At 68.3% G+C, this 19,358-nt stretch carries 17 protein-coding genes; 12 read left to right on the plus strand and 5 right to left on the minus strand.

The window, feature by feature from the left end; all coding sequences use genetic code 11:
- Positions 1-25: 25 nt before the first annotated feature.
- Both ASD34_RS22930 and ASD34_RS22935 read left to right on the plus strand, forming a co-directional pair.
- Positions 26-1,153: a 2-aminoethylphosphonate--pyruvate transaminase gene (locus ASD34_RS22930; RefSeq protein WP_056582763.1), complete on the plus strand. Its 1,128-nt coding sequence runs from the start codon at positions 26-28 to the stop codon at positions 1,151-1,153.
- Between the two features lie 77 nt (positions 1,154-1,230).
- Complete coding sequence (locus ASD34_RS22935; protein ID WP_056582765.1) at positions 1,231-2,673, plus strand: MFS transporter; 1,443 nt, start codon at positions 1,231-1,233, stop codon at positions 2,671-2,673.
- A 7-nt stretch (positions 2,674-2,680) separates the two neighbouring features.
- Here the strand turns inward: ASD34_RS22935 and ASD34_RS22940 are convergent, their stop codons facing one another.
- Entirely contained in the window at positions 2,681-3,970 is a 1,290-nt protein-coding gene (locus tag ASD34_RS22940; protein ID WP_056582767.1) for an SUMF1/EgtB/PvdO family nonheme iron enzyme, read from the minus strand.
- A gap of 163 nt (positions 3,971-4,133) precedes the next feature.
- Here ASD34_RS22940 and ASD34_RS22945 point away from each other — a divergent pair, with 163 nt between their 5' ends.
- Positions 4,134-4,745: a TRAP transporter small permease subunit gene (locus ASD34_RS22945; protein WP_056582769.1), complete on the plus strand. Its 612-nt coding sequence runs from the start codon at positions 4,134-4,136 to the stop codon at positions 4,743-4,745.
- A gap of 23 nt (positions 4,746-4,768) precedes the next feature.
- Positions 4,769-6,622 carry a TRAP transporter large permease gene (locus tag ASD34_RS22950; RefSeq protein WP_056582771.1) on the plus strand — a complete coding sequence of 618 codons (1,854 nt, stop codon included), beginning with the start codon at positions 4,769-4,771 and terminating at the stop codon, positions 6,620-6,622.
- A gap of 132 nt (positions 6,623-6,754) precedes the next feature.
- Here the strand turns inward: ASD34_RS22950 and ASD34_RS22955 are convergent, their stop codons facing one another.
- The 4 genes from ASD34_RS22955 to xseB all read right to left on the minus strand — a co-directional run bounded on the left by ASD34_RS22955 (position 6,755) and on the right by xseB (position 11,197).
- On the minus strand, positions 6,755-7,837 hold the full coding sequence (locus ASD34_RS22955; RefSeq protein ID WP_056582773.1) for a TRAP transporter substrate-binding protein: 1,083 nt from the start codon (positions 7,835-7,837) through the stop codon (positions 6,755-6,757).
- Positions 7,838-7,967: 130 nt separating this feature from the next.
- A complete protein-coding gene (gene dxs / locus ASD34_RS22960; protein WP_056582775.1) occupies positions 7,968-9,812 on the minus strand; it encodes a 1-deoxy-D-xylulose-5-phosphate synthase in 1,845 nt (614 codons plus the stop codon).
- A 177-nt stretch (positions 9,813-9,989) separates the two neighbouring features.
- Positions 9,990-10,934, minus strand: a complete 945-nt coding sequence (locus ASD34_RS22965; protein ID WP_082549025.1) for a polyprenyl synthetase family protein — start codon at positions 10,932-10,934, stop codon at positions 9,990-9,992.
- Positions 10,931-11,197 carry an exodeoxyribonuclease VII small subunit gene (gene xseB / locus ASD34_RS22970; protein ID WP_056582778.1) on the minus strand — a complete coding sequence of 89 codons (267 nt, stop codon included), beginning with the start codon at positions 11,195-11,197 and terminating at the stop codon, positions 10,931-10,933. The genes ASD34_RS22965 and xseB overlap by 4 nt, the downstream gene beginning before the upstream one ends.
- A 270-nt stretch (positions 11,198-11,467) precedes the next feature.
- Here xseB and ASD34_RS22975 point away from each other — a divergent pair, with 270 nt between their 5' ends.
- The 8 genes from ASD34_RS22975 to ASD34_RS28390 form a co-directional block, all read left to right on the plus strand.
- Entirely contained in the window at positions 11,468-12,613 is a 1,146-nt protein-coding gene (locus ASD34_RS22975) for an aromatic ring-hydroxylating oxygenase subunit alpha (RefSeq protein ID WP_056582780.1), read from the plus strand.
- Between the two features lie 61 nt (positions 12,614-12,674).
- Complete coding sequence (locus ASD34_RS22980; RefSeq protein ID WP_056582782.1) at positions 12,675-13,607, plus strand: DMT family transporter; 933 nt, start codon at positions 12,675-12,677, stop codon at positions 13,605-13,607.
- Positions 13,608-13,663: 56 nt separating this feature from the next.
- Positions 13,664-14,572, plus strand: coding sequence for a sulfurtransferase (locus ASD34_RS22985; RefSeq protein WP_056582785.1), 909 nt, complete (start codon positions 13,664-13,666; stop codon positions 14,570-14,572).
- On the plus strand, positions 14,569-15,159 hold the full coding sequence (locus ASD34_RS22990) for a DUF2796 domain-containing protein (RefSeq protein ID WP_235510208.1): 591 nt from the start codon (positions 14,569-14,571) through the stop codon (positions 15,157-15,159). The genes ASD34_RS22985 and ASD34_RS22990 overlap by 4 nt, the downstream gene beginning before the upstream one ends.
- A gap of 4 nt (positions 15,160-15,163) precedes the next feature.
- Positions 15,164-15,913, plus strand: a complete 750-nt coding sequence (locus ASD34_RS22995) for an ABC transporter ATP-binding protein (protein ID WP_056582786.1) — start codon at positions 15,164-15,166, stop codon at positions 15,911-15,913.
- Entirely contained in the window at positions 15,910-17,172 is a 1,263-nt protein-coding gene (locus ASD34_RS23000) for an ABC transporter permease (RefSeq protein WP_056582788.1), read from the plus strand. The genes ASD34_RS22995 and ASD34_RS23000 overlap by 4 nt, the downstream gene beginning before the upstream one ends.
- A gap of 2 nt (positions 17,173-17,174) precedes the next feature.
- The gene (locus tag ASD34_RS23005; RefSeq protein WP_056582790.1) at positions 17,175-17,801 is read left to right on the plus strand and encodes a DUF3299 domain-containing protein; all 627 of its coding nucleotides are present in this window, start codon (positions 17,175-17,177) and stop codon (positions 17,799-17,801) included.
- A gap of 159 nt (positions 17,802-17,960) precedes the next feature.
- Positions 17,961-19,358 (plus strand): DUF3300 domain-containing protein (locus tag ASD34_RS28390; RefSeq protein ID WP_235510210.1); only part of this gene is annotated, 1,398 nt, incomplete at its 3' end.

Below are 19,358 nucleotides of genomic sequence, written 5' to 3' on the forward strand. Positions count from 1 at the left end.
TTCCCTTTCCCTGCCTGGAGACACCATGAGTCAAGCCACCCCCATCCTGCTCACGCCCGGCCCCCTGACCACCTCGGAGCGCACCCGCCAAGCGATGCTGCGCGACTGGGGTTCATGGGACGCCGACTTCAACCAGATCACGGCGCGCATCCGCAAGGAAGTGCTCAACATCGTGCACGGCACGGGCACCCACGAGTGCGTGCCCCTGCAAGGCAGCGGCACTTTCTCGGTCGAAGCGGCCATCGGCACGATCGTGCCGCGCAACGGCCATGTGCTGGTGCCGAGCAACGGCGCGTACTGCCAGCGCCTGGCCAGGATCTGCAAGGTGCTGGGCCGCAAGCTCACGACCATCGACTACACCGAGGAGAAGCAGGTCTCGCCCGCCGACGTCGACCGCGCCCTCGCGGCCGACCCGTCCATCACGCACGTCGCGGTGGTGCACTGCGAAACGGGCGCCGGCGTGCTCAACCCGCTGCACGAGATCGCGCTGGTCGTCGCCAGGCACGGGCGCGGCTTGATCATCGATGCGATGAGTTCTTTCGGCGCCCTGGACATCGACGCGCGCAAGACGCCGTTCGACGCCGTGGTCGCCGCCTCGGGCAAGTGCCTCGAAGGCGTGCCGGGCATGGGCTTCGTCGTCGTCAAGCGCAGCACGCTCGAAAAGTGCGAAGGCAACTGCCACTCGCTGAGCATGGACCTGTACGACCAGTGGGTCTACATGGAGAAGACCACGCAGTGGCGCTTCACGCCGCCCACGCACGTGGTGGCCGCGCTCGACACCGCCATCGCGCAGTACATCGAGGAAGGCGGCCTGCCCGCGCGCGGCGGGCGCTACACGCGCAACTGCAAGGCGCTGGTCGACGGCCTCGCCACGCTGGGCTTCCGGCCCTTTCTCGACCCGGCGATCCAGGCGCCGATCATCGTCACCTTCCATGCGCCCGACGATGCCAACTACGACTTCAAGACCTTCTACCAGGAGGTGAAGAAGCGCGGCTACATCCTCTACCCCGGCAAGCTGACGCAGGTCGAGACCTTCCGCGTGGGCTGCATGGGGCACTTCGGCGACGCGGGCATCCCGGGCGCGGTCGCGGCCATTGCCGACACGCTGAAAGCCATGGGCATCCAGCAGGTGACGGCGGCCGTCGCGGCCTGAAGAAGCGCTGACAGACCGGCGCATTGCAGCGCCGGTCCTACAAGGCAGAGGGCGATGCGCTTCGCATAATGCCCCGCATGACGGTTCTGCGCAGCGACATTCCTGCCCGCCTGGACCGCCTGCCGTGGTCGCGCTGGCATTGGCGCGTGGTGATCGCGCTGGGCGTGGCCTGGATCCTCGACGGCCTCGAGGTCACGCTGGTGGGCTCCATCGGCGCGGTGCTGGAGCGGCCCGACACGCTCGGGCTCACGGCCGCAGAGATCGGCTGGTCGGGCTCGATCTACATCGCGGGCGCGGTGATCGGCGCGCTGGTCTTCGGTCGCCTCACCGACCGGCTCGGGCGCAAGAAGCTCTTTCTGCTCACGCTCGTGGTCTACACGCTGGGCACGCTGGCCACGGCCTTCTCCACCAACTTCGCCTTCTTCGCGCTGTGCCGCTTCGTCACGGGGCTGGGCATCGGCGGCGAGTACGCGGCCATCAACTCGGCCATCGACGAACTCATTCCGGCGCGCGTGCGCGGGCGCGTCAACCTGGCGATCAACGGCAGCTTCTGGATCGGTGCGGCGCTCGGCGCGGCGCTGAGCCTGGTGCTGCTCGACGCGCGCGTGATCGGCCCGGTGTGGGGCTGGCGCGCGGGCTTCGCGCTGGGCGCAGTGCTGGCGGTGGCGATCCTGCTGGTGCGCCGCCACGTGCCCGAGAGCCCGCGCTGGCTCATCGCGCACGGGCGCGCCCAGGAGGCCGAGCGCATCGTCGCGGACATCGAGCGCGAAGTCGAAGTGCAGCACGGCCCGCTGCCCGCCGCGAAAGGCCACGTGACGTACACCGCCGCGCGCCAGAACAGCCCGCCGATGCGGGAAGTGGCGCGCGTGCTGCTTCGGCGCTACCGGGCGCGCAGCGTGGTGGCGGTGGCGCTCATGGTGTCGCAGGCGTTTTTCTACAACGCGATCTTCTTCACCTACGCGCTGGTGCTCACGCGCTTCTACGGCGTGGCCGAAGGTCGCGTGGCGCTGTACATCTTTCCGTTTGCGCTGGGCAACGTGCTTGGCCCGCTGCTGCTGGGCCCGCTGTTCGACAGCGTGGGCCGGCGCAAGATGATCGCGCTCACTTATGTACTCGCGGGCGCGGGCCTGGCGCTCACGGGCTGGGCCTTCATGCAGGGCTGGCTCGATGCGCGCAGCCAGGCGCTGTGCTGGTCGGCGGTGTTCTTCCTGGCGTCGGCGGCGGCCAGCTCGGCCTACCTCACGGTGAGCGAGGTGTTCCCGCTCGAGATGCGCGCCATGGCCATCGCGATCTTCTATGCCATCGGCATGGGCGCGGGCGGCTTCGCGGCGCCGGTGCTGTTCGGGCTGCTGATCGAAACCGGCAGCCGCGGCGCGGTGATGGTCGGCTACCTGATCGGCGCCGCGCTCGTCATCGTCGCGGGGCTGCTGGCGCTGCGCCATGCGGCCGACGCGGAGCGCAAGCCGCTGGAAGAAGTCGCGCCTCCGCTGTCGTCGGAAGCGGGCGGCGAACGGCCCTGACGCGCGGCTACAGCGCGCAGGTGCGAAAACCGAAGAAGCCGTTGTCGGAATCGGGCATGGCGAAACCACGGCGGCGTGGCGAGCGCAGCCGCGCGCGGGTCACGAACGAGGCCCCGCGCAGCACGCGCGCCCGGCCGAAAGCGGCCACCGGATCGAACTCGCCACCGGCACTCCACGGATCGGCGCGGAAACCCGGCCAGGGCTGCAGCGTGCCAGCCGTCCACTCGTGCACGTCGGCCCAGCGGAAGCCGCGCCGCGCGGCCGTGTGGGCCGCGATTTCCCATTCCACCTCGGTCGCGATGCGCCGGCCGGCCCAGCGCGCCCAGGCGTCGGCCTCCCACCAGCTCAGGTGCACGGCGCTGTGGTGCCCGGCCGCGCGCACGGTGACGCCGAAGCGCTGCTGCAGCACCGAGCCGCCTGTGCCGTTGCGGGCCACGCCGATCTGCTCCACATGGCGCGGGCCGCGCCGGCCTTCGGTCTGCGCGGCGAGCCAGCGCCAGCCGTCGCCGTGCCACAGCTCCTCGCGGTCGTAGCCGCCGTCGTCGACGAACTGGATGTACTGGTCCCAGGTGACGGGCTGGGCGTCGATCTCGAACTCGGGCACGTCCACGCGATGCGCCGCGCCTTCCTGCGCAAACATGAAGCCGCTGTGCTCGGGCAGGCCGAGCTCCCATCGCGTGGCAGGCACCAGCAGCGGCTCGCGCGTGACGGCGATGGGCGCCGGCTCGATGTTCAGCGGCAGGCCCAGCGTCTGCGCCAGCACCACGAGCTGTTCGCCGCGCAGGTCTTCATGGAACAGCGCGAGCCGGTAGAAGTACAGGCCGGCATCGGTTTCAGCGGCGTTCTCCAGCAGTTCGAGCGTGCTCTCGAGGGTTTCGAGCAGGTAGGCCTTGGTCTGGCCCAGGCCCGGCAGGTCGGGCGACCAGCAGCGCTCGGCCGCGCCCTGGGCGGGGTTCCACCAGTCGTCGGCGTCGGGGTCGATGGCGGCCAGCCGCGTGGGGCGCACCGGGCAGTCGATGCCGAAGGCGCGCTGCGTGTTGCGCCCGATCCACCATTCGGCGAACCAGCCGATGTGGCCCGCCAGCCAGACCGGCGGCAGCACGGCCTGCTGCTGCGGCACGCGCATGCTTTCGCCCAGTGCCTCTTCGAGCAGGGACAGCAGGTGCAGCGTGTGGTTGCGCGCGTCGATGAGAGCCAGCGACAGCAGGTCGCGGCCGGCGCGGCGCATGTCGGGAGAGTCGATCGACAGCGGGCCCGCTGCCGCCGGGGCCGGAGGGGGGCGCGGAGTCTGGGCCATGCCGCATTATGGCCACCACGGCGGCCCTGGGTAGGACCCGAAAAGAACTTTCCCCGTACACCGATAGAATTCGTGCCGCCTCACGCACCCGACCCGTTGGCACACAAAGCCAGTGCGTCGGGTGCCGTCGTATCGGGGCATCCAATACAAAAATGGAGATGTAATGCAAGGCTTGCTCAAGCTGTCCCGGGCCATTGACTGGCTCAATGCCCAGGTCGGCAAATACGCCATCTGGCTCATCCTGGCCGCCACGGTGATCAGCGCCCTCAACGCGATCGTCCGCAAGGTCTTCAACACCAGTTCCAACGCCTTCCTCGAAGTGCAGTGGTACCTCTTTGCCTGGTCGTTCCTCGTGGCCGCCGGCCTCACGCTGCTGCAGCGGGAGCACGTGCGCATCGACGTGGTGAACAGCCGCCTGTCCAAGCGCACGCAGGTGTGGATCGACATCGTCGGCTTCGCCCTCTTCCTCACGCCGCTTTGCATCACGGTGCTGTGGCTGTCGACACCGGTCGTGATCCAGATGTACCAGTCGGGCGAGATGTCCGGCAACTCGGGCGGCCTGATCCGCTGGCCGGTCTGGGCGGCACTGCCGGTGGGCTTCGTGTTGCTGATGCTGCAGGGTTGGTCGGAACTCATCAAGCGCATCGCGTTCCTGCGCGGCGAAGGGCCTGACCCGATGGGCCGCCTGACCGACAAGACCGCTGAAGACGAACTCATCGAGGCGCTGCGTCGCCAGGCCGAGGCGGACGCCGCCGCGGCCAAGCCCCAGCACTGAACGGCCAAGGCAGAAAAGACACCATGGAATTCATTGTTGCCAACTTCGCCCCGATCATGTTCGCGGGGTTGATCTGCTTCCTGCTGCTGGGCTTTCCCGTCGCGTTCAGCCTCGGCGCCTGCGGCCTGTTCTTCGGGCTCGTGGGCATCGAGCTGGGCGTGTTCCAGTCGTCCGTCATGGCCTGGCTGCCGCAGCGGCTCATCGGCATCATGGCCAACGACACGCTCCTTGCGGTGCCCTTCTTCACGCTGATGGGGCTCGTATTGGAGCGCAGCGGCATGGCGGAAGACCTGCTCGACACGGTCGGCCAGGTCTTCGGCCCGATGCGCGGCGGCCTCGCCCTGGCGGTGATCTTCGTCGGCGCGCTGCTGGCGGCCACCACCGGCGTGGTGGCGGCATCGGTCATCTCGATGGGCCTGATCTCGCTGCCCATCATGCTGCGCTACGGCTACGACCGGCGCCTGGCCAGCGGCGCGATCGCCGCCTCGGGCACGCTGGCGCAGATCATCCCGCCCTCGCTGGTGCTGATCATCATGGCCGACCAGCTCGGCAGGAGCGTCGGCGACATGTACAAGGGCGCGTTCCTGCCCGGCTTCCTGCTGATGGGCATGTACGTGCTGTACGTGGTGTTCCTCGCGATCTTCAAGCCCACGCATGTGCCCGCGCTGCCACCCGAGGCACGCACCTTCCGTGAACCCAACGGCAGCGGCGGCTACGCCTCGCTGGTGGGCATCACCGCGCTGTCGGCCGTCGTGGCCGTGTTCCTGGCGCGCAACATGGAGACCGTGCACACCTGGTTCCAGGGCGAGCCCGTGACCTTCGTGGCCACCGACGAGAAGGTCGTGGTCGCCATGTGCGGCGGTGTGTTCGTCGCGCTGGTGATCGCGCTGATCAACAAGGGCCTCAAGCTCAACCTGCTGTCGCGCCTGGCCGAACGGGTCACCTTCGTGCTGATCCCGCCGCTGCTGCTGATCTTCCTGGTGCTGGGCACCATCTTCCTGGGCGTGGCCACGCCCACCGAAGGCGGCGCCATGGGTGCCATGGGCGCGCTGGTGATGGCCTGGGTGCGCCGTCGCATGAGCTTCTCGCTGCTCAAGCAGGCGCTGGGCTCGACCACGCGGCTGTCGAGCTTCGTGATGTTCATCCTGATCGGCGCAACGGTGTTCAGCCTGGTGTTCCAGGCCGCCGATGGCCCGATCTGGGTCGAGCACCTGCTGACCTCGCTGCCCGGCGGCCCGGTGGGCTTCCTGATCGCAGTGAACGTGCTGATCTTCTTCCTGGCGTTCTTCCTCGACTACTTCGAGCTGTCGTTCATCGTGGTGCCGCTGCTGGCCCCCGTGGCGCACAAGATGGGCATCGACCTGATCTGGTTCGGCGTGCTGCTGGCGGTGAACATGCAGACCTCGTTCATGCACCCGCCCTTCGGCTTCGCGCTGTTCTTCCTGCGCTCGGTCGCGCCCGAGAAGCAATACGTGGACCGCGTCACGCAGAAGGTCATGGAACCCGTGACCACGATGCAGATCTACAAGGGCGCGATTCCCTTCGTGCTGATCCAGCTGACGATGGTGGGCGTGCTGATCGCGTTCCCGCAGATCGTGACGGGCAGCCTTGACAAGGAAGTGAAGGTCAACCTCGACGACATCGGCGCGCAGATGCGCGACAGCCTGAAGCCCGAAGAAGGCGCACCGCCGGCCGACCCATACGGCGGCGCGGAAGAGTCCGAGCCGAAGGTCGAAGTGCCGGGCGCGGAAGGGGCGGCACCTGCGGCTCCTGCAGCAGCCCCGTCGTCGACGCCCGAGCCAGCAGCCGAGACCGGCGAGAGCGATCCGATGAAGGCGATGCAGGACGCATTGAAGACGCCGCCGCAGAAGCCCTGAACGGCCGTTCCCCCTTCCCAAGCCAAAGCCCCCGACCCCGGGGGCTTTTTTCATGCCGCGAACATGGCGTACGAAAGAAAAAGGCCGGCCTGCTTGCGCAGACCGGCCTTTGAATGAAGCCTCAGCAGATCGTCAGATCTTGACCGAGTTCATGTACTGGTTGAACGGGTACTCCGAGAAGCGGTTCCACAGGATCTGGTCGCGCTGGAAGGCGCGCATGTCCTGGTGGATCTTCTTGAACTCGGGCGACTTGCCTTCGTGGATCGCGAACACTTCCATCGAGGCCTTGAAGCCGGCGTCCATCACGGCCTTCGGGAAGGCCTTGAGCTGCGTCTTGGCTGCCACGAGGCGCTTCAGCGCCACGGGGTTGTAGGCGTCGTACTTGGCGGTCATGTCGCGCGCGGCAACCTTGGTCGCGGCATCGAGGATGGCCTTGTTCTCGTCAGACAGCTTGGCGAAGGCCTTGTTGTTGATGAAGAACTCGAGGTCGGCGCCGCCTTCCCACCAGCCGGGGTAGTAGTAGAACGGGGCGACCTTGTTGAAGCCCAGCTTTTCGTCGTCGTGCGGGCCGACGAACTCGGCGGCGTCCAGCGTGCCCTTTTCGAGCGCCTGGTACACGTCGCCGCCCGGCATGTTCTGCGACACCACGCCCATCTTGGCCATGGCCTCGCCGAACACGCCGCCGCCCATGCGCATCTTCAGGCCCTTGAGGTCTTCGACGGTCTTGATTTCCTTGCGGTACCAGCCGCCCATCTGCGTGCCGGTGTTGCCGGCGCTGACGGTGCGGAAGTTGTACTGCGCGAAGAAGGCGTCGAGCAGCTTGCGGCCGTTGCCGTACTCTTTCCACGAGTCGTTCTGGCGGGCCGTCAGGCCGAAGGGAACGGCGCAGCTGAACGCGAAGATCGGGTCCTTGCCGGTGAAGTAGTAGGCAGCGGACTGCGCCATTTCAAGCGTGTCGGCCTGCAGGGCATCGACCACGCCGAACGCGGGCATCAGTTCGCCCGCGGGGTGGACCGAGATTTCGAACTTGCCGCTGGACAGGGCCTTGACCGTCTTCGAGAGCATTTCAGCACTGCCGAAGATGGTGTCCAGGGAGCGGGGGAAGCTCGAGGCCAGGCGCCAGCGAACCGCGGCCTGCGCATGAACGGCAGGGGCAATGCCAGCGGCCAGAACGCCGGCGATGCCCGCGTTTTTGATGAGGGAACGACGATCCATTGAATTCACTCCGAGTGCTTTGGAAAAAACAAAACGCGGCTTGTGACCGCGTCAGGGACTTTTGTGAGTCCTTTTGATTGTAAAAACGCGCTTACAGGCGGCCGGCGGGGGTTTACCCTGCGACCTCTTGTCAAACGAAGCGTTTCTTGATCGCGGCGGCAATGCCGTCGGCGTCGAGACCGATCGATGCGAGCAGCTTGGCCGGATCGCCGTGCTCGATGAAACGGTCGGGCAGGCCCAGCTGCAGCACCGGCTTGTGCACGCCTGCGGCCTCCAGCGCCTCGAGCACCGCACTGCCCGCACCACCCATGATGGCGCCCTCTTCGAGCGTGACGAGCGCGTCGTGCGTGCCCGCGACCTGCAGCAGCAATTCGACGTCCAGCGGCTTGGCCCAGCGCATGTTGACCACCGTGGCGTCGAGCGATTCGGCCGCGGTGAGCGCCGGGTACAGCAAGGTGCCGAAGGCGAGGATGGCGATGCGCTGGCCTTCGCGGCGGACTTCGCCCTTGCCGAACGGCAGCGCGTCGAGCGTGAGGTTCGGCGTGGTGCCGGCGCCCGCGCCGCGCGGGTAGCGCACGGCCACCGGGTGATCCTGCTCGTAGGCGCTCGTCAGCAGCTGGCGGCACTCGCGCTCGTCGGCCGGGCAGGCGATGCTCATGTTGGGAATGCAGCGCAGGAACGGGATGTCGTACGCGCCCGCGTGCGTGGCACCGTCGGCGCCTACGAGACCTGCGCGGTCGAGCGCGAACACCACGGGCAGGTTCTGGATCGCCACGTCGTGGATCAGCTGGTCGTAGGCGCGCTGCAGGAAGGTCGAGTAGATGGCCACCACGGGCTTGAGGCCCTCGCAGGCCAGGCCGGCCGCGAACGTGACCGCATGCTGCTCGGCGATGCCGACGTCGTAGTAGCGGTCGGGGAAGCGCTGCTCGAACTCCACGAGCCCCGAGCCTTCGCGCATCGCGGGCGTGATGCCCACGAGGCGGCCGTCATGCGCGGCCGTGTCGCACAGCCACTGGCCGAAGACCTGCGTGAAGGTCTGCTTGGCCGCCGTGGCGGGCTTGACCAGGCCGACCTGGGGATCGAACTTGCCTGGGCCGTGGTAGGCCACCGGATCAGCCTCGGCGAGCTTGTAGCCCTGCCCCTTCTTCGTGACCACGTGCAGGAACTGCGGGCCGTCCAGGTGCTTGAGGTTCTCGAGCGTGGGCACCAGCGAATCAATGTCGTGGCCGTCGATCGGGCCGACGTAGTTGAAGCCGAACTGCTCGAACAGCGTGGCCGGCACGACCATGCCCTTGGCATGCTGCTCCAGGCGCTTGGCCAGCTCGAACAGCGGCGGCGCATTGCGCAGCACGCTCTTGCCGACGCTCTTGGCGGCGGCGTAGAAGTTGCCGCTCATGAGCTGCGCGAGGTAGCGGTTGAGCGCGCCCACCGGCGGACTGATCGACATGTCGTTGTCGTTCAGGATCACCAGCAGCTTGCAGTCGCACACGCCCGCGTTGTTGAGTGCCTCGAAGGCCATGCCGGCCGTGAGCGCGCCGTCGCCGATGATGGCCACGGCATGGCGCTTCTCACCCTTCTGCTTGGCGGCCATGGCCATGCCGAGCGCGGCCGAGATGCTGGTCGACGAGTGGGCGGTGCCGAAGGTGTCGTACTCGCTCTCGGTGCGCTGCGGAAAACCAGAGATGCCGCCCAACTGGCGCAGCGTGGGCATGCGCTCGCGCCGGCCCGTGAGGATCTTGTGCGGGTAGGTCTGGTGGCCCACGTCCCACACCAGCCGGTCGTGCGGCGTGTTGAACACATGGTGCAGCGCCACCGTCAGCTCGACCGTGCCGAGGTTGGAGCTCAGGTGGCCGCCGGTGCGCGAGACGTTGTCGAGCACGCAGGCGCGCACCTCGTCGGACAGCTGCTTGAGCTGGGCCCGGTCGTACTGGCGGATCGGCGAGGGGTCGTGGAGAGTGGGAAGCAGCGGAGCCATGGTTTTTTCTTTTCTCAGTGTTCCATCACGCATCGCATGACACGCGGCGCACGAAACTGCCGCGATTCAATCGGGGAGGCACCGCAGAACCGGCTTTGCCGGGCTGCTGGTGTCGCCCCCTGAAAGGGGGTTGGCGAAGCGACACGAAGTGCGCGAAGACTGGGGGTAAGTTTCATCCTAGCGGTCGCGGTCGACCACCATGTGGGCCAGGGCGCGCAATGCGGCAGTGTCGGGCAGGCCGCTCTTGTTCAGCGCGGCGATGGCATCGGCGAGCAGCTGGCTCGCCTGCGCGCGCGCGCCATCGAGGCCGAGCAGCGACACGTAGGTGGGCTTGTCGGCCGCGGCATCCTTGCCGGCGGTCTTGCCCAGGGTGTGCGAGTCGGCCGTGACGTCGAGGATGTCGTCGACCACCTGGAACGCCAGGCCGATGGCGGCGCCGTAGTCGCGCAGCGCGGCCAGTGCCGCCGACGACACGGCGGCGCAGGCGGCGCCCATTTCGACGCTGCCCTGCAGCAGCGCGCCGGTCTTCAGGCGGTGCATTTCGCGCAGCTGGATTTCGTCGAGTGCGATGCCGACGCTGGCCAGGTCAATGGCCTGGCCGCCGGCCATGCCCTGGCTGCCGGCCGAGCGCGCCAGCAGGCGGCACAGCAGGGCCTGCATGGCTGCGGGCACCTCGTCGCCCTCGGGCGTGAGCAGCTCGAAGGCCAGCGCCTGCAGCGCGTCGCCCGCGAGCAGCGCATCGGCTTCCCCGAACTTCACGTGCACGGTGGGCTTGCCGCGGCGCAGCACGTCGTTGTCCATGCACGGCAGGTCGTCGTGCACCAGCGAATAGGCGTGGATGAGTTCGGTGGCGCAGGCCGCACGCAGCGCGGCATGGGCGTTGCCGCCGACCGCTTCATTGGCCGCCAGCACCAGCAGCGGCCGCAGCCGCTTGCCGCCGTCGAGCACGGCATAGCGCATGGCGTCGCCCAGCAGCACCGGCGCATCGACGCCGACCCAGCGCGACAGCGCCGCTTCGACCGCGGCCAGATGGGGCTCGGCCCAGTTGGCCAGCGTCTTCGCGTCCCACGCCGTGGCTGTGACGGCGGTCGTGGCAGCGGAGGTCATCGGGACGGCGCTCATTCGGCCGTCCAGGGCTTGAGGCTGCCGGCGTCGAGCACCTTGATCTGGTCCTCGACGGCCTGCAGCTTGTCGCGGCAGAACGCAAGCAATGCGGCGCCGCGCTGGTAGCTGCCCAGCAACTGGTCCAGCGGCAGCTGGCCCGACTCGAGTTCTGCAACCAGTTGTTCCAGTTCCTGGAGCCCGGCTTCGTAGCTGGCGGGCAGCGGCCCGGTGTCGGGCGTCGCCGCCGGGCTGGTCGTGGAAGGAGAAGGCACCTTGGGCATGCAACGAATCGTGGATGAAACCAAGCATTTTAGGGCGGGGGCGCTGCGAACCGCCGGGCGGCCCGCGCGCGTGCACGCGGCCCTTTGCAACACCCTGTACAGCGCCCGGCGATGCGAGGCAAAACCCCAGCGGGCGAGAAAACGTCCCCCGGGTACAATCGCCGCTTCCCCCGCCGGTCGCACCGGCACACCTCTTCGGGCCGTCACCCATGCAGACGGCGCCTTCCGTTTTTCTTTTTTCTCCCTGTGGGGAGCTTGGTCAGGTCCTCCATGTCTGATTTAAGTCTTCAACTGCAGCAGGCCGCGAGCCAACTTCCAGTTACCGCGTATTTCGACGAGGCCTTGTACGCCCGCGAAATGCAGAACCTTTTCGCGCGAGGGCCCCGCTACGTCGGGCACCGACTGGCCGTGCCCGAGCCGGGTGACTTCCACACCCTGCCGCAAGAACACCAGGGCCGCGCGCTGGTCCACACGCCCAAGGGCGTGGAGCTCATCTCGAACGTCTGCCGCCACCGCCAGGCCCTCATCCTGCAGGGCCGGGGCCAGCTCGACGCGCAGACCGGCGGCAACATCGTCTGCCCGCTGCATCGCTGGACCTACGCAGCGAAAGACGCGCGCACCACCGGCACGCTGATCGGCGCCCCGCATTTCGACCAGGACCCGTGCCTGAACCTGCACAACTACCCGCTCACCGAGTGGAACGGCCTTCTGTTCGAGAAGAACGCCGACGGCAGCGGCCGCGACGTGGCGGCCGACATGGCGGGCCTGGGCCCGCAGGCCGACCTCGACTTCTCGGGCTACGCGCTCGACCGCGTCGAGCTGCACGAGTGCAACTACAACTGGAAGACCTTCATCGAGGTCTACCTGGAGGACTACCACGTCGGCCCGTTCCACCCCGGCCTGGGCAGCTTCGTCACCTGCGACGACCTGCGCTGGGAGTTCAAGCCCGAGTTCTCGGTGCAGACGGTGGGCGTGGCCAACCGCCTGGGCCGCGCGGGCAGCCCCGTGTACCAGAAGTGGCAGGAGCAGTTGCTCAAGTACCGCGACGGCAAGCCGCCGAAGTACGGCGCGATCTGGCTCACCTACTACCCGCACGTGATGATCGAGTGGTACCCGCACGTGCTCACGGTGTCGACGCTGCACCCGGTGAGCCCGACCAGGACGCTCAACATGGTCGAGTTCTTCTACCCCGAGGAAATCGTCGCCTTCGAGCGCGAGTTCGTCGAGGCCCAGCAGGCCGCCTACATGGAAACCTGCGTGGAAGACGACGAGATCGCCGAGCGCATGGACGCCGGCCGCCGCGCGCTCATGCTGCGCGGCGACAACGAAACGGGCCCTTACCAGAGCCCCATGGAAGACGGCATGCAGCAGTTCCACGAGTGGTACCGCAACGCCATGCAGCAACCACCCGTCTGAGCCTCGCCTCTGCCGCCCCGCACCCGCCGGGGCTTTCTTTTTTCTGATCTGGATTCAATCGATGCAAGCGCTGTGGATGGTGCTCGGGGCCTTTCTGTTCGCCACCATGAGCGTGGTCGTGAAGATTGCCTCGGAATGGTTCAACAGCGGTGAGATGGTCCTGGGGCGCGGCCTCATCGGCATCGTGTTTCTCTGGCTGCTGGCGCGCAACCGCGGCACCTCGCTCGCCACCAGATACCCCGGCATGCATGCCTGGCGCAGCACCATCGGCGTGGTGTCGCTGGGCGCGTGGTTCTACGCCATCGCGCACATGCCGCTGGCCACCGCCGTCACGCTCAACTACATGAGCAGCGTGTGGGTCGCGGCCTTCCTGGTCGGCGGCGCGCTGCTGGCCTGGGTGCCGGTGCCCGGGCGCGACGGCCGCATCGAGCGCCCGCCGCTGCAGGGCCCGCTGGTGATGACCGTGCTCGTGGGCTTTGCCGGCGTGGTGCTCATGCTCAAGCCCACGGTCGGCGGCGGCGACGGCTTCGCTGGCATGCTGGGGCTGCTGTCGGGCGTCACGGCCGCCTTCGCCTACATGCAGGTGGTGGCGCTGTCGCGCATCGGCGAACCCGAGCTGCGCACGGTCTTCTACTTCGCGGTGGGCTCCGCCGTGGCTGGTGCCTTCGCCACCGCCGTGACCGGGTTTTCGGGCGGCAGTTCGTGGACGTGGCAGCATGCGCTGTGGCTGCTGCCGATCGGCCTCCTGGCTGCGCTCGGACAGCTGTGCATGACCCGCGCCTACGCCACCGCCAAGACCCAGGCGGGCACACTGGTGGTCGCCAACCTGCAATATTCGGGCATCGTGTTCGCGGCTTTCTACAGCGTGGTGCTGTTCGACGACCGCATCGATGCGGCCGGCTGGGGCGGCATGGCGCTGATCATCGCCAGCGGCATCGCGGCCACCGTGCTGCGCCAGCGGGCCGTGCCGAAGGCGCCGGCCGAGGAACACTGAACGCAGCGGCAGCAGCGGCACCCATCGCCGATCATTTTTTCGAAGGAGTTCTCGCCATGTACACCACCCTCATCTCCGTCGAACAACTGAGGCAGCTGCGCGAGGGCGACTCGCCCCTCATGGTGTTCGACTGCAGCTTCGATCTCATGAAGCCCGAGGCCGGCGCGCAGCTGTACGCCGCCGCGCACATCCCCGGCGCGCAGTACGCCAACCTCGACACCGACCTCAGCGCGAAGCACGGCCTGCCCGGCGCACGCGGCGACGTGGTGGTCGCGCAAGACGACGGCGTGCCCGCCTCGGGCGGCCGCCATCCGCTGCCCAGCCGCGAGAAGTTCGCGACCTGGCTGTCGTCGGTGGGCTTCTCCAACGAAATGCAGGCCGTGGTGTACGACCGCAACGGCGCCAACTACTGCGGGCGCCTGTGGTGGATGCTCAAGTGGATGGGCCACGACGCCGTGGCCGTGCTCGACGGTGGCCTGCAGGCCTGGCAGGCCGCAGGCGGCGAGGTGACCGACAGCGACGAGCCCGCGCGCTTCCAGTCGAACTTCGTACAGGGCGAGCCCTTGGCGAAGCTCGTGACTACCGACACCGTGTTGCGTCGGCTCGGCCAACCTGACCAGCAGCTGATCGACGCACGGGCCGGTGCACGATATCGCGGCGAGGTGGAACCTCTGGACCCGATCGCGGGTCACATCCCCGGGGCCCTGAACCGGCCCTTCGCCGACAACATCGGTCCCGATGGCAAGTTCAAGCCCGCCGCGCAACTGCGTGCCGAGTTCGAGGCATTGCTTGCGGGGCGCGATGCGGCAACTGTCGTCCACCAATGCGGCAGCGGCGTGAGCGCCGTGCCCAACCTGCTCGCGATGCAGATCGCGGGCTTCGGGACGACCGCGCTCTATGCCGGCAGCTGGAGCGAATGGAGCAACACGCCGGGGCTGCCGACCCGGCAAGGCGCAGAACCATGATGCACACCCTGCACACCCGATTTCGACGCGTTTCATCCGGCTTCGCACTGGCCGCCGCCGCGCTCTTCACGGCCGCCGCCCTGCCCACCCAGGCCCAGCAACAGCACGCGCATGTGCACGGCCAGCTCAAGCTCGACGTGGCCATCGACGGGCCCACCGTCATCATCGCAATGGAATCGCCGCTGGACAACATCGTCGGCTTCGAGCGTGCGCCCAAGACCGACGCCGAGAAGAAGACCGTCGAGGCCGCCATCGCCCAGCTGCGCGCCGCCGACAAGCTCTTCGCCATCGACCCCGCCGCCAACTGCAAGCTCGGCCCCGTCGACCTGCGCTCCGGCGCGCTGGGCCTGGGCAACCCCGACCCGGCCGAATCGGGCGGACATGCCGACCTCGACGCTTCCTTCTCCTTCAACTGCACCCAGGCCGCAGCCGCGAAGTTCATCGACGTGAACCTGTTTGCGGCCTTCAAGGGCGCACGCCAGATCGACGTGCAGATCGCCACTGCTCAAGGCCAGTCCAAGCGCCAGTTGAAGCGCCCGAGCGGCGCGCAGGCGGCGCAGCCTTCCCGCCTGACGCTGGGCAAGTGACAGCGTGAGCACCGCTCCGCAGGCCGACACCACTGCGCCCTTGCGCATCGTGCTCGCCGCCGAAGCCCTGCGCTTCACCTGGCCCGGCGTGAAGACACCGTGCATCGACATCGAAGCCCTGCGCATCACGGCGGGTGAGTCCGTGTTCCTGCACGGCCCGAGCGGCTGCGGCAAGAGCACGCTGCTGTCGCTGCTGGCCGGCGTGCTGGTGGCCGACGAAGGCCGCGTCACGCTGCTGGGCCACGACTGGTCCAAGCTCTCGGGCACGCAGCGCGATCGCTGCCGCGTGGCGCATGTGGGCTACATCTTTCAGCAGTTCAACCTGCTGCCGTACCTGAGCGTGCTCGACAACGTGCTGCTGCCCTGCCGCTTCTCCGCGCGCCGCGAGGCGCAGGCCGCACGCAACGGCAGCTCGCGCGACGAGGCGGAGCACCTGCTCGACCAGATGGGGCTGGACCGCAGCCTGTGGAAGCGCCAGGCGCTGCAGCTCTCCGTGGGCCAGCAGCAGCGCGTGGCCGCGGCACGCGCGCTCATCGGACAGCCCGAGGTCGTCATTGCCGACGAGCCCACGTCCGCGCTCGACGAAGACCGGCGCGAAGCCTTTCTCGACGTGCTGCTCACGGCCTGCGCCGTGAACCACAGCGCGCTCGTGTTCGTGAGCCACGACCAGCGCATTGCGCCACGCTTCGCGCGGCACGTGCTGCTGCCGGAGATCAACCGTGCGGCATCGAGCGCGATGGCGGTGGACGCATGAAAGCACTCTTTTCGATTGCCTGGCGCAGCGCCTGGAACCGCCGCTTCACGCTCGCGCTCACTGTGTTCTCGATCGCGCTGTCGACCTTCCTGCTGCTCGGCGTGGAACGCATTCGCACCGAACTGCGCGAGAACTTCGCGTCGTCGGTCTCGGGCACCGACCTCATCGTGGGCGCGCGCACCGGCTCCACGCAGCTGCTGCTGTACTCGGTGTTCCGCATCGGCGCGGCCACCAACAACATCTCGTGGAAGAGCGTGCAGGCGCTGCAGGCGCACCCCGGCGTCGACTGGGTCGTGCCGCTGTCGCTGGGCGACTCGCACCGCGGCTTCTCGGTGCTCGCCACCACGCCCGAGTACTTCTCGCACTTCCGCTACGGCGACCGCCAGACCTTGAAGCTGCGCGAAGGCAAGCCCTTCGATGCGCTGTTCGATGCCGTGGTCGGCGCCGAGGTGGCCGACAAGCTCGGCTACCACGTGGGCCAGAAGATCACGCTGGCGCACGGCAGCGGCGAGCTCAACGTGGCCGAGCATGCCGACAAGCCCTTCACCGTGGTGGGCGTGCTCGCGCGCACCGGCACGCCAGTCGACCGCACGGTGCACATCGGCCTCGCGGCGATGGAGGCCATCCACCTCGAATGGGTGGGCGGCGCGCCGATGCCGGGCGTGAAGATTCCGGCCGAGCAGGTGCGCAAGTTCGACCTCACGCCCAAGAACGTGACGGCCGCGCTCGTCGGCCTGAAGAACCGCGCCGCGGTGTTCGGCGTGCAGCGCTGGATCTCCACCTACACCGGCGAGCCGCTGATGGCCATCCTGCCCGGCGTGGCGCTCGACGAGCTGTGGAGCGTGATCGGCATCGGCGAAAACGCGCTGCTGCTGATGTCGGCACTGGTCGCGCTCGTGAGCCTCGCGGGGCTGGTGTCGGTGGTGATGGCGGGCCTGAACGAACGCCGCCGCGAACTCGCCGTGCTGCGCGCGGTGGGCGCAGGCCTGCGCCACGTGCTGGCGCTGCTCGCGCTTGAAGGCGCGCTGGTCACCGTGCTGGGCGTGCTGCTGGGCGTGACGATGGCGGTACTCGGCATCGCCCTGCTCTCGCCATGGCTGCAGGCGCAGTTCGGCCTGACACTGAGCCTGTCCGAACCTACACTGAACGAATGGCTGCTGACGGCGAGCCTGCTGGTCGCGGGCTGGCTCGCGAGCCTGCTGCCCGGCATCCGGGCCTATCGCCTGTCGCTGGCCGACGGCCTTTCTCCGAGAATCTGACCATGACGAAGACCCCCACACCCCGCGTGCTCACCGCCCTGTCGATGCTGCTGGCCGGCGCCGGCCTCGCAGTCGCCGCCTGGGCCGCCGAGCCCGCACCGAAGGACACCACCGCGACCAACCCGCTGGGCGGCAAGCCGGCCGCCACCGCGCCGCAGGCCGCGACGGGCCAGCCGCGCCAGATCAGCTGGGAAGAACTGGTGCCCAAGGACTGGGACCCGGCCAAGGCCTTCAAGGGCATCGACCTGAGCACGCTCGACGACGGCGACCCGCGCGCCAACGAACTGCTCATGAAGATGCAGGAGGTGTCGAACAACGCGCCCACCAACCCCGCGCTCAACGGCGTGGAGGTGAAGATCCCCGGCTTCATCGTGCCGCTCGAAGAGGCCAAGGGCGAGGTCACCGAGTTCCTGCTCGTGCCCTACTTCGGCGCCTGCATCCACACGCCGCCGCCGCCGGCCAACCAGATCCTGCACGTCGTTCCGCAGAAGGGCGCCAAGTTCCGCGCCATGGACACCGTGTGGGTCACCGGCAAGCTGCAGACGCTGCGCAACGACTCGATGATGGGCGTGAGCGGGTACCACGTGAAGGCCAGCAGCGTCACCAAGTACTCGGGCGGCGCGAAGTAACAACGCGTTCGCGAGGTCTCGTGGTCCTGCGCCGACAGGACGGGCGGCGCGCCGCCGACACAGACCGTTGCATCCGAGGCGCAGGCTGTGTCATCGCCTGCCCTGGCCCGCCGTTGAAGGAGTTCCGGGCACCATGCCGGCGTCTTCAGGACCAGCCAGATGACACCCTCTCCCCGCCTCCCCGTGCTTCAGCGGCGCCTCATGGCCTCGCTGTGCGTCGCAGCGTTGTTCATTGCAGGCTGCGACAAGCCCGCACCGCCTCCTCCAGCCGCTGCTGAAGCACCAGCCACGGCACCATCGGCACCCGCGCCCGCTGCGGCCCCGGTGCCGGCCGCCTACACACCGCCGTCGGCCGAGCAGCTCTACCAGCTGGTCGCGCCGATCGCGCTCTACCCCGACAAGCTCGTCGCGCAGGTCCTGGCCGGCGCCACCTATCCCGAGCAGATCACCGCGGCGCACGACTGGCTGCAACAGAACCGCTCGCTCAAGGCCGGCCCGCTCGCCGATGCGGCCAACCAGCAGTCGTGGGACCCGAGCGTGAAGTCGCTGACCGCGTTCCGGCCCGTGATGGAGCAGATGGCCGGCAACATCGCGTGGACCGAATCGCTGGGCAAGGCCTACTACAACGACCCAGCCGACGTGATGAACGCGATCCAGGTGATGCGCCAGCGCGCCTCGAAGGCCGGCCGCCTCAAGAACAACGACAAGCTGCGCGTGGCGCGCGCCGCGCCGCCGTCCAACTACACGCCCGCGCCCGACATGCAGCCCGCGTACGCGGGCCCCATGGTGATCGAGCCGCCCGAAGAGTTCATCACCATCGAGCCTGTGCAGCCCGACGTGGTGTACGTGCCGCGCTACGACCCGCAGGTGGTGTACGACATGCCCGTGCCCGTCTACCCCGGCTATGCCTATGCACCGCCACCCCCACCACCCGAGCCCGGCTACAGCCGCGGCCAGGTGGCCGCCGTCGGCGCCCTCGCCTTTGGCAGCGGCGTGATCGTCGGCTCGGCGCTGGAGCGCCACGGCTGGGGCTGGAATGCGTGGAACATGAACTGGGGCGCACCGCGCTGGCGCGACCGTGCCGCACCGCCGCCGCCCGCCTACCGGCCTGCAGTCGTCTACAACAACAGCACGTACGTCTCGCGCTCGACCACGGTCGTCAACAACGTGCGCAACGTCTACAACAACAACTACGGTGGCGATCGCAACGGGCCGCCACCGGGTGTGGCGGCATGGCAGGCGGCGCAGCAACAACAGCAGCAGCAAGCACGCGCCCAACAGCAACAGCAACAGCAGGCGCTGATGCAGCAGCAGGTGGCACAGAACCAGTTGCGCGAACAGCAGCAGGCACAACAGGAGCAGGCACGCCGCCAGCAGCAAGCGCAGCAGGAACAAGCTGTGCGACAGCGCCAGGACCAGCAAGAGCAGGCCCGACGCCAGCAGATGCAGCAGCAGGCAGCACAGAACCAGCAGCGCCAGCAGCAACAGGCGCAACAGGAGCAGGCACGCCGCCAGCAGCAAGCGCAACAGGAGCAGGCACTGCGGCAACGCCAGGAC

This window comes from Variovorax sp. Root473 (assembly GCF_001426505.1).
GTDB lineage: Bacteria > Pseudomonadota > Gammaproteobacteria > Burkholderiales > Burkholderiaceae_C > Variovorax.